Source organism: Sporomusaceae bacterium ACPt, assembly GCA_041428575.1.
In the GTDB taxonomy this organism is placed as follows: domain Bacteria; phylum Bacillota; class Negativicutes; order Sporomusales; family Sporomusaceae; genus Sporomusa_D; species Sporomusa_D carbonis.
The window spans coordinates 397,325-412,240 of record CP155570.1; the positions used below are offsets into that span (position 1 = coordinate 397,325).

The 14,916-nt window shown below is 47.5% G+C and carries 17 protein-coding genes; 14 read left to right on the forward strand and 3 right to left on the reverse strand.

All coding sequences use genetic code 11. From position 1 onward, the window contains the following. Positions 1-32 precede the first annotated feature (32 nt). The 3 genes from ftsH (at position 33) to SCACP_RS01810 (ending at position 2,401) form a co-directional block, all read left to right on the forward strand. On the forward strand, positions 33-1,958 hold the full coding sequence (ftsH, locus tag SCACP_RS01800) for an ATP-dependent zinc metalloprotease FtsH (RefSeq protein ID WP_425059746.1): 1,926 nt from the start codon (positions 33-35) through the stop codon (positions 1,956-1,958). 98 nt (positions 1,959-2,056) lie between these two features. Beyond that, positions 2,057-2,245 carry a hypothetical protein gene (locus SCACP_RS01805; RefSeq protein WP_425059747.1) on the forward strand — a complete coding sequence of 63 codons (189 nt, stop codon included), beginning with the start codon at positions 2,057-2,059 and terminating at the stop codon, positions 2,243-2,245. Between the two features lie 33 nt (positions 2,246-2,278). Next, positions 2,279-2,401 carry a hypothetical protein gene (locus tag SCACP_RS01810; RefSeq protein ID WP_425059748.1) on the forward strand — a complete coding sequence of 41 codons (123 nt, stop codon included), beginning with the start codon at positions 2,279-2,281 and terminating at the stop codon, positions 2,399-2,401. Positions 2,402-2,430: 29 nt separating this feature from the next. On the opposite strand, the gene SCACP_RS01815 is transcribed toward SCACP_RS01810, so the two are convergent. The 3 genes from SCACP_RS01815 to SCACP_RS01825 form a co-directional block, all read right to left on the reverse strand. Continuing rightward, complete coding sequence (locus SCACP_RS01815) at positions 2,431-3,072, reverse strand: hypothetical protein (protein WP_425059749.1); 642 nt, start codon at positions 3,070-3,072, stop codon at positions 2,431-2,433. Positions 3,073-3,197: 125 nt separating this feature from the next. Next, the gene (locus SCACP_RS01820) at positions 3,198-4,637 is read right to left on the reverse strand and encodes a sensor histidine kinase (protein WP_425059750.1); all 1,440 of its coding nucleotides are present in this window, start codon (positions 4,635-4,637) and stop codon (positions 3,198-3,200) included. After that, positions 4,634-5,314, reverse strand: coding sequence for a response regulator transcription factor (locus tag SCACP_RS01825; RefSeq protein ID WP_425059751.1), 681 nt, complete (start codon positions 5,312-5,314; stop codon positions 4,634-4,636). The genes SCACP_RS01820 and SCACP_RS01825 overlap by 4 nt, the downstream gene beginning before the upstream one ends. A gap of 287 nt (positions 5,315-5,601) precedes the next feature. Here SCACP_RS01825 and panC point away from each other — a divergent pair, with 287 nt between their 5' ends. From panC to greA, 11 genes are all read left to right on the forward strand, one after another. After that, complete coding sequence (gene panC, locus SCACP_RS01830; RefSeq protein ID WP_425059752.1) at positions 5,602-6,459, forward strand: pantoate--beta-alanine ligase; 858 nt, start codon at positions 5,602-5,604, stop codon at positions 6,457-6,459. Continuing rightward, complete coding sequence (gene panD, locus SCACP_RS01835; protein WP_425059753.1) at positions 6,459-6,842, forward strand: aspartate 1-decarboxylase; 384 nt, start codon at positions 6,459-6,461, stop codon at positions 6,840-6,842. The genes panC and panD overlap by 1 nt, the downstream gene beginning before the upstream one ends. 62 nt (positions 6,843-6,904) lie before the next feature. Continuing rightward, a complete protein-coding gene (locus tag SCACP_RS01840; RefSeq protein ID WP_425059754.1) occupies positions 6,905-7,885 on the forward strand; it encodes a biotin--[acetyl-CoA-carboxylase] ligase in 981 nt (326 codons plus the stop codon). A gap of 16 nt (positions 7,886-7,901) precedes the next feature. After that, positions 7,902-8,468 (forward strand): biotin transporter BioY, encoded by a 567-nt coding sequence (locus SCACP_RS01845; RefSeq protein ID WP_425059755.1) that lies wholly within the window; start codon positions 7,902-7,904, stop codon positions 8,466-8,468. A gap of 175 nt (positions 8,469-8,643) precedes the next feature. Further along, positions 8,644-9,411, forward strand: a complete 768-nt coding sequence (locus SCACP_RS01850) for a type III pantothenate kinase (RefSeq protein ID WP_425059756.1) — start codon at positions 8,644-8,646, stop codon at positions 9,409-9,411. A gap of 111 nt (positions 9,412-9,522) precedes the next feature. Further along, on the forward strand, positions 9,523-10,500 hold the full coding sequence (gene dusB / locus SCACP_RS01855) for a tRNA dihydrouridine synthase DusB (protein ID WP_425059757.1): 978 nt from the start codon (positions 9,523-9,525) through the stop codon (positions 10,498-10,500). Positions 10,501-10,533: 33 nt separating this feature from the next. After that, positions 10,534-11,496, forward strand: a complete 963-nt coding sequence (locus SCACP_RS01860) for a hypothetical protein (RefSeq protein ID WP_425059758.1) — start codon at positions 10,534-10,536, stop codon at positions 11,494-11,496. A 120-nt stretch (positions 11,497-11,616) separates the two neighbouring features. Beyond that, a complete protein-coding gene (locus SCACP_RS01865) occupies positions 11,617-12,138 on the forward strand; it encodes a helix-turn-helix domain-containing protein (protein WP_425059759.1) in 522 nt (173 codons plus the stop codon). Between the two features lie 17 nt (positions 12,139-12,155). Continuing rightward, entirely contained in the window at positions 12,156-13,058 is a 903-nt protein-coding gene (locus SCACP_RS01870) for a quinate 5-dehydrogenase (protein ID WP_425059760.1), read from the forward strand. A 15-nt stretch (positions 13,059-13,073) separates the two neighbouring features. Continuing rightward, positions 13,074-14,168: a saccharopine dehydrogenase NADP-binding domain-containing protein gene (locus SCACP_RS01875; protein WP_425059761.1), complete on the forward strand. Its 1,095-nt coding sequence runs from the start codon at positions 13,074-13,076 to the stop codon at positions 14,166-14,168. 261 nt (positions 14,169-14,429) lie between these two features. Beyond that, positions 14,430-14,906 (forward strand): transcription elongation factor GreA, encoded by a 477-nt coding sequence (gene greA, locus SCACP_RS01880; protein ID WP_425059762.1) that lies wholly within the window; start codon positions 14,430-14,432, stop codon positions 14,904-14,906. Positions 14,907-14,916 lie beyond the last annotated feature (10 nt).

The following is a 14,916-nucleotide window of genomic DNA, read 5'->3' on the forward strand; positions in this document are numbered from 1 at the left end:
TTTTTGTGGTCCAGCGAGAGGAGGGCTACTTGTTGAACAAGTTTTTCCGGAATGTCAGTTTCTACTTGTTGATTATCATTATTGCCATCTCGATAATCGACTATTATTCATCACGGACGACACCCAAGCAAGAAATCAGCTATACCCAGTTTCTGAAGCAGGTTGACGAACAAAAGGTCGAGCGGGTAACTATTGTTGACAATACCATCCGCGGTAAACTAAAAGACGGTCAGGAGTTTGCCACTATTGCCCCAAACGATCCGACACTCATTAACGAGCTTAGGGAAAAGGGTGTAGATATCAAGGCGGAGCAGCCGCCACAGCCACCCTGGTGGACAACGATTTTCTCATCCATCTTGCCGATGCTCTTGTTAATCGGCGTGTGGTTTTTTATCATGCAGCAGACTCAGGGTGGTGGTAACCGGGTAATGTCCTTCGGTAAATCGCGGGCCAAACTGCATGGAGAAGAAAAAACCAAGGTTACGTTTAACGATGTGGCCGGAGCTGATGAGGCTAAACAGGAACTTGAAGAGGTTGTCGAGTTTCTTAAGCATCCTAAGAAATTCAATGATTTGGGGGCGCGTATTCCTAAAGGAGTATTGCTCTTTGGACCTCCGGGTACCGGTAAAACGCTTTTAGCACGTGCTGTGGCCGGCGAGGCCGGCGTGCCGTTTTTTAGCATCAGCGGCTCCGACTTTGTTGAAATGTTTGTCGGCGTTGGCGCTTCAAGGGTGCGCGATTTGTTTGAGCAAGCTAAAAAAAACGCTCCCTGCATTGTGTTTATTGATGAAATTGACGCTGTTGGCCGCCAGCGGGGGGCAGGGCTTGGCGGCGGTCATGACGAGCGTGAACAGACATTAAACCAATTATTAGTCGAAATGGATGGCTTTGGCGTAAATGAAGGAATTATTATCATCGCAGCCACCAACCGTCCTGATATTCTCGACCCTGCACTCTTACGGCCCGGTCGCTTTGACCGTCAGATCGTAGTGGACCGTCCGGACGTAAAAGGCCGTCAGGAAATACTTAAAGTACACACTAAAGGGAAACCGCTTGCCAAAGAAGTCAATCTTGACGTACTGGCACGGCGCACTCCCGGCTTTACCGGCGCCGATTTGAGCAACTTGGTTAATGAAGCGGCGCTGTTAGCTGCCCGTCGCAATAAGCGGCGTATTGAAATGCCTGAACTTGAAGAAGCTGTCGAGAGGGTGGTAGCAGGGCCGGAACGCAAGTCCAAAGTAATTAGCGATAAAGAGAAAAAGCTTACTGCCTACCATGAAGCCGGACACGCGCTGGTCGGCATGATGCTTACCCATACCGACCCGGTGCATAAAGTCTCGATTATTCCGCGCGGGCGGGCCGGCGGGTACACGCTGATGCTGCCCAAAGAAGACCGGTACTATGCTACCAGGACCGAACTGTTGGAGCAACTGAAAACACTCCTTGGCGGGCGGGTGGCTGAAGCTGTCGTACTGGGCGAAATCAGCACTGGCGCGCAAAACGACCTGGAACGGGCCACCGATTTGGTCCGTAAGATGATTACCGAGTACGGCATGAGTGAAGTGCTGGGGCCAATTACGTTTGGTCGTCGCCAGGAACAAGTTTTTTTAGGGCGGGATATTGCCCGTGACCGTAATTACAGCGAAGAAGTAGCCTACTCGATTGATAAGGAAGTCCGTCGGCTTATTGAGGATGCATACACTAAAACCGAAGAACTTCTTAAAACCAATATCGATAAGTTGCACTTGATTGCTAACGCGCTTATTGAACGTGAAACGCTTGAAGGCGAGGAACTTGAGCAGCTATTAGCGCAGGGCAAGATAACGGAAAAAGACCCAAATAGGGATGACGACCTGCCGCCAGTTGATGTGCCGCCGGTTAATGCCCAACCTGGCTCTGATAGTGGTACTGGGCCCAAGATTGTTTACAGTTTTGGTTTGGCTGAATCGCGCTCGTAACGATGATAACAAAGACGGCAGCCATGTCTGCCGTCTTGTGGTTTTTATCGCCAATACTTTGGCAAAACTCTATAATGCCCTGAGAAGAAAATAATCGCTTGAAAATAAGGCTGGAACTGTTGTTCCAGCTGCTTTTTATTATTGCAAGTTATCTGCAGGTAGGCTATGATGATGAGAGAAACTGGCATGATAAATATGTTCAACCACTCATAAGGATGGGAATATTAACGCTCGAGCTGCCAAAAGCCCCGGTATTTGCCCGGTTTGAACCTGGTTGGAATGATTGAGCGGTTGAGTTTTATGAACAATATATAGCGGTTATGAGTATTATCTGGACGCCTAGCTGCGGCACCGGAGCATTGGCGGTTGATTTAGCCGAGCATATATATGGCCTGATTGAAGGGCTTATTAAGGTTATCACGGCTGGAAATAATAAAGGATGAGATGCGTGGTCATCTCATCCTTTTGTCGTCTATTTCGTTGTGGCAGCTGGTCTAAAATTTTTCATTTCTTTTTTTAATTCTTTCATGTCTATCCCTAATTCCTGGGCAACATCCCGCCAAGTGTTGTTAACCTTTTTCATGGCAATTACTTGCTCGATCGATTTATTGCTGTGATTAGCAAGTATTCCGGCCATGGCTATGTCGCGGTGATGGTAGCCTTGTTGAAATAGGTTTAGAATATCGTTTTGTGCGATGTTAAGTTTTTGCGCCAGGTGTTTAGACGCTAACTCCTGACGGGTAGCTTTAGCTTTTTCTTTATCAACGCCTAAAGTATTGGCAACATCTTTCCAAGTATTATTGTCGGTTTTGAGGGCAAGCACTGATTCGAAAGATTTGCCGCTGGCCTTGGCTAAAAGGGCAGCCCGGCTGATGTCTTTAAGGCTTTTACCCTCTTTTTGATATTTTAGTACCAGCGCTTCATCTAATTCAAAGGCTGCCGCCAGGCGTTTAGCCGCCTGTTCGGGGTTAACCTGATGGCGCTCATGGTGGGCCGGGCGGTCATTGGCAAACGGCGCGGCTTGAACGGCCAAAGGACCGGCAATCCCGACCAAGATAAAGGCACTGGCGGCGACGGCCGCAATTGTTTTCTTACAGGTTTGTCTGGATAACATGCATATCCCTCCACTTTTATTAAATTGATCTGTCAGCATTCTTAGCTGTTGAGGTAATCATAGCGAAAAGATATGACAAAAAAATGACAAAAATGTGACAAAAATATGACAACTGCGGACACGCGCTATACTGGTTTTTGAACAGCATTGGCTTCACCTGCAGGCAAAATAACGGTAAAGGTAGTCGTCTCCCCGGGTATGCTCCGGGCACTGATGCTGCCGCCCATGGCTTCTACCAGTTTCTTGGTAATAGCCAGTCCTAAGCCGGTACCGCCGTCAATACGGGAGCGGGACTTGTCTACCCGATAAAATCTTTCCCAGATGTGGGGCAGATGTTCTGGAGGAATACCAATTCCGCTATTAGTGACGTCTAATGCTACTTGGTGCGGTAAAGTGCGGGCGGCGATAATAATGGCCGAGCCCTGATCAGCATGGCGGATGGCGTTGGTCAGGAGATTGGCCAGCACTTGACCAAGGCGGTCAGGATCAGCGATAACCGGGGGAACTGCGTCAGGAATCATGATATTTACGGTTAGCGATTTTGCTTCTAAAAAAGGCGTGAGTTTGGCGGTGTGGCCGGCAATGAGTTCCGGGAGCATCACACGTTCGCGGACAATTGTCAGTTCGCCGGTTTCAAGCTGGGACAAATCCAGCAAATCGCCGATTAAACGTCCAATGCGCTTAGTTTCGCCAACGATGCTTGACAGGTAACGCTGGCGCTGTTCGCTGGTGTTCACCAATCCGTCCAGCATAGCTTCAGCTAATGCCTGGATGGATGCAACAGGTGTTTTTAATTCATGCGAGACATCAGACAAAAATTCGCGTCGGTTTTGCTCTATCTGAGCAAGCTCAGACGCCATGCTGTTGAAGGTGCGGCCTAGCTGGCCAATTTCGTCAGATTGTGTGGCGGTGGTACGGCTGGTATAGTCACCGCTGGCAAAAGCGGCAGCAGCCTGACTGATATTTGCCAGCGGGCGGACGATACTGCGGGCCATCAAAAGGCCGACAAGCACAGCGGCCAGTATACCGGCAACCAGCGAGTAGAGCAAAAGATACTCAAGGGCCAGAACAGTGCGGTTAACGCCGGTAACCGGAGCGTAGAGAAACAGGGCTGCCGGCGGATTGTTGCCTGGCAGCGTTATTGGCAGGGCGGCGATAATTGCCGGATCACTGCGACGGCGCGGTTTTAATACTTTGTGAGTGCCGTTACCGTCTTGCCAATCGGCGTTTTCCCACAACTCAGCCAGCCTTTCCAGGCGTCTTTCTTTCCAGCCGGTTGGTAATTGGCCGGCAATAATCCGCCCGGTAGAATCCATTAGCCAGATGTCCCCGCCAGCCATGTCGCTCAGCGCGTCCAGCATTCTGTTTGACGGTGTCTGTCCGGCCGCCAGCATCGGGGTAATTATCGCTGCCGCGGCACTTCCTTTGGCTAAGAGATCGCGCCGTTTGTTTTCAATAGCGTGGTTATGTACGAGGTAAGACATCAATAGTCCTAAGGTCAGGACGCTGACTAATATAACGGCAAAGTGGGAAAGCAGCAGTTTGCCAAAAATTGACCTGGTCATTTGGCAGACACCTCAAATTTATAACCAACACCCCAGACAGTATGAATATAGCTATACTCGGGGTTATCAATTTTATGCCGCAGCCGTTTAATTGTGGCGTCAACTGTACGGTCTGCGCCGTCAAAATCATAGCCCCAGACATTGGTTAGCAGCTGATCGCGGGAAAACGCCATTTTGGCATGGCGGGCCAGGAAAACTAAGAGTTCAAATTCTTTAGGTGATAACTGGACATTTTCCTCACCAGACTGGATTGCCTGGGCGGCTTGATCAATAATCAGGCCGGGAAATTCCAAACGGGCGCCGGCATCGGCAATCAGGCCGCTGCGGCGGAGTACGGCTTTGACGCGCGCCATAACTTCCCGGGGACTGAACGGCTTGGTTATGTAGTCGTCAGCACCCAGGGAAAAGCCTGTAAGTTTGTCAGTCTCAGCACTTTTAGCTGTCAAAAAGATAATCGGTACTTTACGTCTGACGGCTTGGCATATCTCCCAGCCTGAGCGTTTTGGCAGCATGATGTCAAGGATGAGTAAATCCGGAAGGTATTCTTCCTCAATGGTAAGCGCCTCCTGGCCGTCAGTTGCTGTGAATACTGAAAAACCTTCCTGCTCAAGATAAAGTTTTAGAACTTCTAGTATATTAGGCTCATCGTCAGCCACTAGCACTTTAATCTGTTCCATAAGCCACCTCGCTAAACTTGTTGTTTATTATTGTAGAAAATGTTATCATATACTCGCTAAGCTGTAAACGCGGGCGGCATCATTTATGAGTCGCACCAGGGATATCTTCTAACAATACATGGTTTTATAACCACCGCTTAGAGCCTTCGGGACTGAGACGGGAATGGCAGTACGTCATTTGTGCCGCGACTGGCGCGTTTCGGCGCTTATGAAAAGGTCTTCCTGTTTTGGCGGGGCGACCTTTTCTTTTTTTATTATGGTTACGTAATATAGGTAGGGGGGTTATTGTGTTAGTTATTAAAAGCGTGCCTGAACTCAAACAACTGTTGAAGCCATTCCGGTTGGCAGGAAAAAGTATTGGCTTTGTGCCAACTATGGGCTATTTGCACCAGGGACATTTATCTCTGATGCGTCAGGCCAAAGCCGATAACGATGTGGCTGTTGCCAGTATTTTTGTTAATCCGCTGCAGTTTGGCGCTAACGAAGATTATTCAGTATATCCCCGCGATCTGGAGCGGGATAGCTCTTTGGCTGCTGATGCCGGCATTGATGTTTTGTTTACGCCTGGGGTCGAAGATATGTATCCCAACGGTTTTACCAATATGTTAACCTTTGTTGACGTGCGCAAAGTGACTGAGCGGCTATGCGGTGCTTTCCGGCCCGGTCATTTTCGGGGAGTGGCCACTGTTGTCAGTAAGTTATTCCATATTGTCGAGCCGCAAGTTGCTTATTTTGGGCAGAAGGATGCCCAGCAGGTGGTTGTTATCAAACAGATGGTCGCAGATCTTAATATGAATGTAAAAATTGTAACTATGCCGATCGTCAGAGAAACTGACGGACTGGCTATGTCATCACGAAACGTATACTTAACACCTGAGGAGCGCCAGGCGGCCCTTAGCCTTTCGCGTTCGCTCAAGCTGGCGGAAACCATGCTGAGGGACGGGTGTACCGATGCCGGAAAAATTGCTCATGCCATCCGCGCAGTTATTGAAAAAGAACCGTTGGCGGTAATTGACTATATATCTGTCAGTCATGCCAATACTATAGAGGAGCAGGAGCGAATTGAGGCCCCTACACTGATTGCTTTAGCTGTAAGATTTGGCAAGACCAGGCTGATTGACAACATGATCTGGGAGGGTAAATAGTGCAACGGACAATGCTAAAATCCAAAATTCACCGCGCGACTGTTACTGAAGCCTGCCTAAACTATGTCGGCAGTATTACGATTGACCAGAACCTGTTAGATGCCGCCGATATTTTTATCAATGAAAAAGTCCAGATAGTAAACAACAATAACGGAGCCCGGCTGGAGACTTACGTTATTCCCGGCGAGCGGGGTTCGGGGGTTATTTGCCTTAACGGGGCGGCAGCACGGTTAGTTCAGCCTGGTGACAATATTATCATTATCAGTTATGTCCAAATCGATAATACCGAGGCCAGGAGTTATAAACCGACAATTGTCTTTGTTGACGGTGATAACAAAATTACTGAGGTAAAAACAAGCGAACAGCACGGTGAAATTGCCTAATTGACAATTGTTAACCGATAAACTACAATGAAGATGACAATATCGGTTTGGGGTGAGCTGCGTTGCGGACGGCAATACTTGAATTGCTAAAACAAAATTCCGGACAGTACATATCAGGCGAGGAAATTTCGCAAGCGCTACACGTGTCGCGGACGGCCGTATGGAAACATATACAAGCACTCAAGCTGGCTGGCTATGAAATTGAGGCGCACACTCGCCTTGGGTACGCGCTGCGGCAAAGCACTGACCGCCTGTTACCTGAAGAAATTAAGGTCCATTTGACCAGCGTTGTACTGGGGCAGGAAATTCACTATTTCAGCGAAATTGGTTCAACCAATAATGAAGCTAAAAAACTGGCAACGAATGGTTGCCCGGAGGGAACCATTGTTGTGGCAGAAGCTCAGATTACCGGGCGAGGCCGTCTGGCACGGGGCTGGTTTTCCCCACCGGGAAAAGGTATTTGGTTGTCGGTTGTGCTTAGGCCGCCGTTCAGCCCTATGGATGCTGCTAAATGCACGCTGATGGCGGCGGTTGGCGTCAACCGGGCGATAAATTCCGTAACAGGCACAGGCTGCGGCATTAAATGGCCTAACGACATTTTGTGGCAGGGACGTAAAGTAGTCGGCATCCTTACGGAAATGAGCGCGGAAATGGATGCCATCAACTATGTGGTAATTGGCATGGGAATTAATGTCAATATTGATCAACAGGACTTTCCCAGTGAGATTGCAGCTACCGCTACTTCGCTGGCAGTTGCTGCCGGCCGCCGGATCTCCAGAGTTAAGTTGTTAACAGCCATTTTGGCCGAACTGGAAAGCACTTATAATACTGTTAAGGCATCAGGCTTTGCTCCGGTTCTGGCTGATTGGCGGCAACAATCAATAACCCTTGGCCAACAGGTCGACGTACGTGGTGTTGAAAGGCACTTTACCGGTCTGGCGGTTGACATTGATGCTGACGGAGCGTTACTTATTAAGACTCCAAACGGCATCGAGCGGGTACTGGCCGGCGACGTGTCTATCCGCCCGGCAGGAATGTTTTAGGGAGGAAAATGGTTTAATGCACACGAGAAATATGGCGCTTACCGGTTTGTTTACCGCCCTTATTGTCATCAGTTCTCAGGTTTCCATTCCTATTGGACCTGTACCGATTACGTTGCAAGTCATGTTCATCTTGTTGGCCGGTGTTGTGCTCGGCAGCCGTTTAGGACCGGCCAGTGTTTTGGTCTGGGTACTGTTAGGGGTGTTCGGATTACCCGTATTTGCTCAGGGAAAGGCGGGGGCAGCTATTTTAATCGGTCCGACCGGCGGGTATATTTTGGGCTATTTCGTCTGTACGTATATTGTTGGTTATGTTGCGGAACACTTTGAACTGACATATAAAAACATAGCGGCAGCCATGGTTGCCGGTCTGGCGGTGATTTACGCAGTCGGTCTGGCCGGATTTATGCTGTCATTCCAGTATGTTTTGCATAAGGCAATGACATTGGATAAAGCTCTGAATTTAGCCGTGCTGCCTTTTCTGCCGCTTGATTTGGTTAAAACGGCAGTTGCCGTCTATATTGGCGTGCGTGTGCGCCGGGCGCTGCTTAAAGCCGGGCTGATTGGCGCCAAGCAACCGGTATAATTGATTTGTCAATGTAAGCCTTATTTACAATTTCCCTGGTTTTAAGTACAATTAATATCGACTATGTGTCCAGCGGCAGTCAGCGTGGGTCGGAGGCAAAAGCCTGAGGAAAACTAAAGAACGCCGATGGCATATGCTGAGCTGCCGGAAGAATATAGCAGGGGGATTTTTACTCATGTTATTGGTGTTTGATGTTGGTAATTCCAACATTGTCTTGGGAGTTTATGAGGGAGAACAGCTAAACTATCACTGGCGGGTATCGACAGACAAGCAAAAGACGGGCGATGAGTATGGTATGCTCATTTATAACCTGTTTACTTATCGTGGCTTAAAAATGGAAGATATTGACGCTATTGTCATCTCATCAGTCGTTCCACCGCTTATTGTGCCATTAACCAGGATGTGTCAACGATACTTTAATGTTGACCCGCTTGTTGTCGGCCCGGGTGTTAAGACTGGTATCTGCATTAAGTACGAAAATCCGCGTGAAGTTGGTGCTGACCGCATAGTAAACGCTATTGCTGCTTATGCCAAGTATGGTGGGCCATTAATTATTGTTGACTTTGGCACAGCCACTACTTTTTGCGCTTTGGCCGAAAATGGTGATTACCTGGGCGGAGCCATTGCGCCCGGCATCGGTATTTCGACTGAAGCACTGTTTCAGCGGGCAGCTAAGCTGCCGCGTATTGAACTTGTGAAGCCAAAGACGGTTATTTGCCGTAATACTGTAAGTAGTATGCAATCAGGCATTATTTACGGCTTTGTCGGCCAAGTTGATGAAATTGTCCGCCGCATGCGCGCAGAGCTAGGGCAGAATGCTATGGTTATTGCTACCGGCGGCTTAGCTAACCTTATTGCTCAGGAATCTCATACTATTGACAAAGTAGATACTTTCCTGACACTTGAGGGTCTCCGGCTTATTTACGAACGCAACCGGCAATAATATATGTCCAGGCAGGCGGCCAGTACATGGCCGCCTCTTTTAGAATGTGTCCGGCTTCGCGCTCATTTTCCGGACATTTCTAGCCGTCTAAGTGTTTTTTAGGAGGAATATATGCGTATCGGCCAAATTCAGCTAAAAAATCCTGTCATCTTGGCTCCTATGGCTGGTGTTACTGATTTGCCGTTTCGTTTGCTTGCCAAGGAAATGGGGTGCGGCTTGGTGTATTCAGAGATGGTAAGTGATAAAGGATTGATTTATGAAAATGTTCATACCAGAAAAATGCTGGCTATAGATGAGCGTGAACGGCCGGTGGCTCTGCAGATATTTGGTTCAGAGCCTGACAGCATGGCTGAGGCGGCGCGAATTGTCGCCAGGGCTGGTGCTGACATTATTGATATCAATATGGGCTGTCCTACACCCAAAATTGTTAAAAATGGTGAGGGGGCAGCGCTTATGAAAAAGCCGGAGTTAGCGTATCGCATAATTGCAACAGTGGTTGAGGCTGCCGGTGATGTACCGGTAACTGTCAAATTTCGTAAAGGTTGGGATGAACAATCGGTCAACGCTGTAGATATTGCCAAGCTGGCCGAAAGGGCAGGCGCGGCAGCTGTTAGTGTGCACGGCCGCACCCGGGAGCAGTTTTATTCAGGGCAAGCTGACTGGGATATTATCAGGGCGGTAAAACAGGCAGTAGCTATTCCGGTTACCGGTAACGGTGATATCCGCACACCTCAGGATGCCAAACGTATGTTGACTGAGACGGGTTGTGATGGCATAATGATAGGGCGGGGAGCGCAAGGAAATCCTTGGATATTCCGCCAGGTAGCCAGATATCTGGCTACCGGCGAATTATTGCCGCCTCCTGCTCTTACGGAACGTATTAATATGCTGCTCCGGCATCTTGACATGCTGGTTGAACACAAAGGTGAATATATCGGCATTAGAGAAATGCGCAGCCATGCTGCCTGGTATACCAAAGGGCTGCCCAATTCAGCTGAGCTACGACTGAAGTTCAACCAAGCATTAAGCAGGGACGATTTTATACGAATAATGGAAGAATACTGTTTATCCGTAGATAAAAATTGCTAGAACTAATATTTTAGAGTAAAGCGGAGGAAGTAAATGCACATGCTCATAATGCCTGTAGCTAATGGCATTTTGCCACGGCCGCTGGGCGGGACAATTACCGGCATGTTTATCATTGAAAGCGGTGGGCAATTACTGATGGATGCCGGTATAGGACGGGACATTCTCATCTGTCCATGGATTGTAGATCAACAGGGACTGTACCCGGTTGGCGTGATTGTCCGGATTATGAATATCTGGAACCAGACGGTTGCTGACGGTACCGGCGCGGAAATTCCGGTGATCATGGCTAAGCTTGAAGGGCGGGGCCATGCTCGCTGGCATACTATGAGGACATCCGGAAATTATATATACTCAAGCGATGTCGAACATATCAACTTAAAAAAGATGCGCAAAGAGTACCCGGCGATATCAGGCGCAGGATGGTCGGCGCAAGGCGGTTATACCAAGTTCCGCGACAAAAGCGATATCCCGGTTACCATCTATGGCACTGACTTGGAAACCGGGCGTGAAGTCAGTATGACGGCCAATCTGGGCGGGTTAGTTGAACTGGAACAGGCTCATACTATCGAACATTCGGTCATTAGGGCGCTAAACACGTACGGTCTATGTACACCCCGTACGTTGGTCGAGTCTATGAGCCGGGAAACAGACGAACTTAAGAAATCCGTCGAATTCAGCATTAAGCACACTATGCCGGAAGTCTTAGGTTTGACAGCCAGCGGGGCTTGCGGCAATCCTATGACCAATCTGGCTCAATTTTACCTGGCGCAAGAGTTTGTCAGCAATATCGAAGCCGGAAAGTCTCTTAATGAATCGCTCGATAAAGCCCGTCGGGCTACCATGTCGCAATTGACTGAGGACATTGGGCTCACCATGCAGCAGGGTGTCAGAGTACTACAAGGATTGAAAAAAGGCATGGCCCATGATGATACATTGTTAAAGATCGAAACATATAAGAGAGTGATAAGCCGTTTTCCCTTTGAACCATGGGAATAACGGCTTTTTTTTGTCCGATGGACCTTTGGTGGAAAAACTTGTTAATCAATATAATAAATGCTAAAATATGTATGTACACAACATTGTGCACATATACTAAGGGGGGGAGATGAATAAGCTGTGCTGCTGAGAATTGGCGAAAAGATTGTCAACCGCCAAAAAATTCACCAAACAGTTGACAGAATTCTTGAATTGCGCCGGAATGGCCTGTCGCAGCAGGAGGTGGCTCAACAAGTAGGCGTTGACCGTACTTTTGTTTCCCGTCTTGAAACCATTGGCGAGATTCGCAAAGGCGGCCGTGTAGCCTTAATCGGTTTCCCCCTGAAAAATTGTGAAGAGATATATGCTGTAGCCAGACAGGAAGGCATTGATTATTGCCTTCTTTTATCCGAGCAGGAGCGTTGGGACTTTGTCCAAACCAAAAGTGGTATCGAATTATTTAACACCATTATGGAGATTATTGCTAATGTCCGCAAACATGACATAGTAATCATCATTGGGTCCAATATGCGTATTAAGCTAATAGAGGCTATGTTGGACAAAGCGGTCATTGGAGTGCAGATCGGTGAATCACCTATTGCGGAAGATAAATATGTTAAACCAGAAGATATCCGCTCCCTCATCAGACAGCTCAGGTTTTAACCAGGAGGATGGCATCAATGAAACAAGTAATAAGTATTAGTCTTGGTTCATCAAACCGCAACGGCACTACAACAGCTGAGTTTTGCGGTGAGCAATTTCTTATTAAGAGAATCGGTACTGATGGTGACAAATCTGCAGCTGCGCGCCTAATCCGTGATTTGGACGGCCAGGTAGATGCCATTGGCCTTGGTGGCACCGACCTATATATCTATGCCGGTAGCAAACGGTATACTTTCAGAGAGTCGGCTGCTTTAGCCGCCAATGCCAAGAAAACGCCGGTAGTTGATGGCAGTGCCATCAAAAATACATTGGAACGGCGAGTCATTGGATATCTGGAATCAAAGCATGGATTTAGTTTCAAAGATAAACAGGTGTTAGTTGTGTGCGCTGTAGACAGATTTGGCCTGGCTGAAGCGCTAGTAGGAGCAGGCAGCCGGGCGGTATTCGGCGATTTAATGTTTGGCTTGGGACTGCCTGTGCCGATTAGCACACTCAGGGGGTTATCCAGACTGGCTAATATTGTAGCGCCGGTTATCACCAAGCTTCCTGTTAGCTTATTTTATCCTACCGGTGATAAGCAGACGCAGTCTACGCCCAAATTCGAACAGTATTTTCAGAATGCCGATGTTATTGCGGGTGATTTTCACTTTATCAGGCGGTACATGCCGGAGATGCTGCACGACAAGCTGGTAATTACCAATACTGTCACTAAAGAGGACGAAGTCTTGCTACAGAACCGGGGTGTGCGGACACTGGTTACTACTACTCCTGAAATGGGTGGACGTTCATTTGGTACTAATATTTTAGAAGGTGTGCTGGTGGCTTTGTCGGGGAAACGCCCGGAGCAACTGACAGATCAAGATTATATACATCTTATTGACCGGTCAGGCATTGAACCAAGAGTTAAAAAGCTTACTTAAAGGAGGCGCATGTATTTGCAAAAATTTGCCTTTATTGTTCATCCGCTGGAAGCCAAAGATTTTAGCCGCAAGTTTTCTTTTACCCAAAACTGGCCGGATAGTCTAGTTGAAGGTATTATCAAATACATACCGCCGTTTAAAGTCTCCAACATTAGCGGCATAGATTCGGGATATAATAAGGCCGAGGGCTGGTTTGTCGGTTGTCCGTTGACATCTAGGCAAATGCTTACTATGCCGGAAGCTTATGTAATCAATAAAATTATTAAGGCCTGTAAAGTGGCAGAAAAACTGGGAGCTAATATTGTCGGCCTGGGGGCCTTTACCTCGATTGTCGGTGATGCAGGTGTGACGGTTGCTCGTAATTCAAAAATCGCCGTAACAACTGGCAATAGCTATACAGTGGCTACAGCACTGGAAGGCACGCGTCGAGCGGCCAAAGTAATGGGAATAGACTTAGAACGGGCCAATGTGCTTATTTTGGGCGCTACAGGCTCTATTGGCTCAGCCTGTGCCCAGATTTTAGCCCGGGAAGTACGATATTTGACACTGGCCGCCCGGGATGAAAATAAATTAGAAAAACTTGCCAGCCAGATTTTTAAGGCAACAGGATTAGCTGTTCGGGTAACGGCAAATACTAAATATGCCATCAGGAATGCTGATATTGTTGTAGCCGTAACTAGCGCGCTTGACAGTATTATTGAGCCGGAGGATTTAAAACCAGGCGCGATTGTTTGTGATGTGGCCAGGCCACGTAACGTCTCGCGCCGGGTAGCTGAAATGCGAAATGATGTACTGGTTATTGAAGGTGGGGTAGTTGAAGTTCCAGGCAACGTCAATTTTGGACTTAACTTTGGCTTTCCACCTAAGACTGCTTATGCCTGTATGGCTGAAACCATGATTTTGGCTTTGGAAGGCCGCTATGAAAACTTTACTTTAGGGCGGGACTTAACAGTAAAACAAGTAGAAACTATTGATAGATTGGCTGCTAAGCATGGTTTTAAACTGGCCGGTTTCCGCAGCTTTGAGCGGGCGATAACCGCCGAAGAATTGAGTGTAATTAAATCTAACGCCACCGCCCAAACCCAGCAAATGCAGAAAGGAGTGCTTTAGAAAATATTGACAAACGAGTTATTTATGCCTATAATAATGAAAAATGGAGGATGACCTTATATCGGCAGGCTGCCTCTTAACATCAAACAGTGTCAAGTGTTTACTTGACACTATTTATATTGCCTGATTGCTCTGTCTGCAAGATTTTTCCAGAAAAGAGGGCAATTTCCAGTATAAAAGAATACACTATCTGCAAAAGTAAAATTTATAATATTTGCATAATGCCTTTGGCAAGTATTTAGAAAAGAGGAGAATGACACCATGGAAAAAGATGTTATGCTAACTATAGAGGGTCTAAAAAAATTAGAGCAAAAACTGGACCACTTAAAATCAGTCCGCCGCCGGGATGTAGCCGAACGTATTAAGCAAGCTATTGAATTTGGTGACATCAGCGAAAACTCAGAGTATGAAGATGCTAAAAATGAACAAGCTTTTATCGAAGGTGAAATTCTTACTTTAGAAAAAATTCTGCGCAATGCCAAGGTCATCGATGAAGAAATTAGCACCGATGTTGTTGCGTTAGGCTCAACTGTTAAGCTTAAAGACCTCGAATTCGACGATGAACTGGAATATACTATTGTCGGCTCGGCTGAGGCTGACCCTACCGAGTTTAAGATCTCAAACGAATCGCCGGTAGGCCAAGCCATTCTCGGGCAAAAAGTTGGCAGTGTTGTTGAAGTAAATGTTCCAGCCGGTATATTGAAATATGAAATTTTGGAGATCAGGCGTCAACACTAATTTTGAACAA

Bases quoted from the DNA above. Each gene is read 5' to 3' on its own strand.
- SCACP_RS01845 (WP_425059755.1), top strand. From the start codon at position 7,902: ATGCACACGAGAAATATGGCGCTTACCGGTTTGTTTACCGCCCTTATT.
- SCACP_RS01850 (WP_425059756.1), top strand. From the start codon at position 8,644: ATGTTATTGGTGTTTGATGTTGGTAATTCCAACATTGTCTTGGGAGTT.
- SCACP_RS01825 (WP_425059751.1), bottom strand. From the start codon at position 5,314: ATGGAACAGATTAAAGTGCTAGTGGCTGACGATGAGCCTAATATACTA.
- SCACP_RS01815 (WP_425059749.1), bottom strand. From the start codon at position 3,072: ATGTTATCCAGACAAACCTGTAAGAAAACAATTGCGGCCGTCGCCGCC.
- SCACP_RS01820 (WP_425059750.1), bottom strand. From the start codon at position 4,637: ATGACCAGGTCAATTTTTGGCAAACTGCTGCTTTCCCACTTTGCCGTT.
- dusB (WP_425059757.1), top strand. From the start codon at position 9,523: ATGCGTATCGGCCAAATTCAGCTAAAAAATCCTGTCATCTTGGCTCCT.
- SCACP_RS01860 (WP_425059758.1), top strand. From the start codon at position 10,534: ATGCACATGCTCATAATGCCTGTAGCTAATGGCATTTTGCCACGGCCG.
- SCACP_RS01870 (WP_425059760.1), top strand. From the start codon at position 12,156: ATGAAACAAGTAATAAGTATTAGTCTTGGTTCATCAAACCGCAACGGC.
- SCACP_RS01810 (WP_425059748.1), top strand. From the start codon at position 2,279: ATGAGTATTATCTGGACGCCTAGCTGCGGCACCGGAGCATTGGCGGTT.
- greA (WP_425059762.1), top strand. From the start codon at position 14,430: ATGGAAAAAGATGTTATGCTAACTATAGAGGGTCTAAAAAAATTAGAG.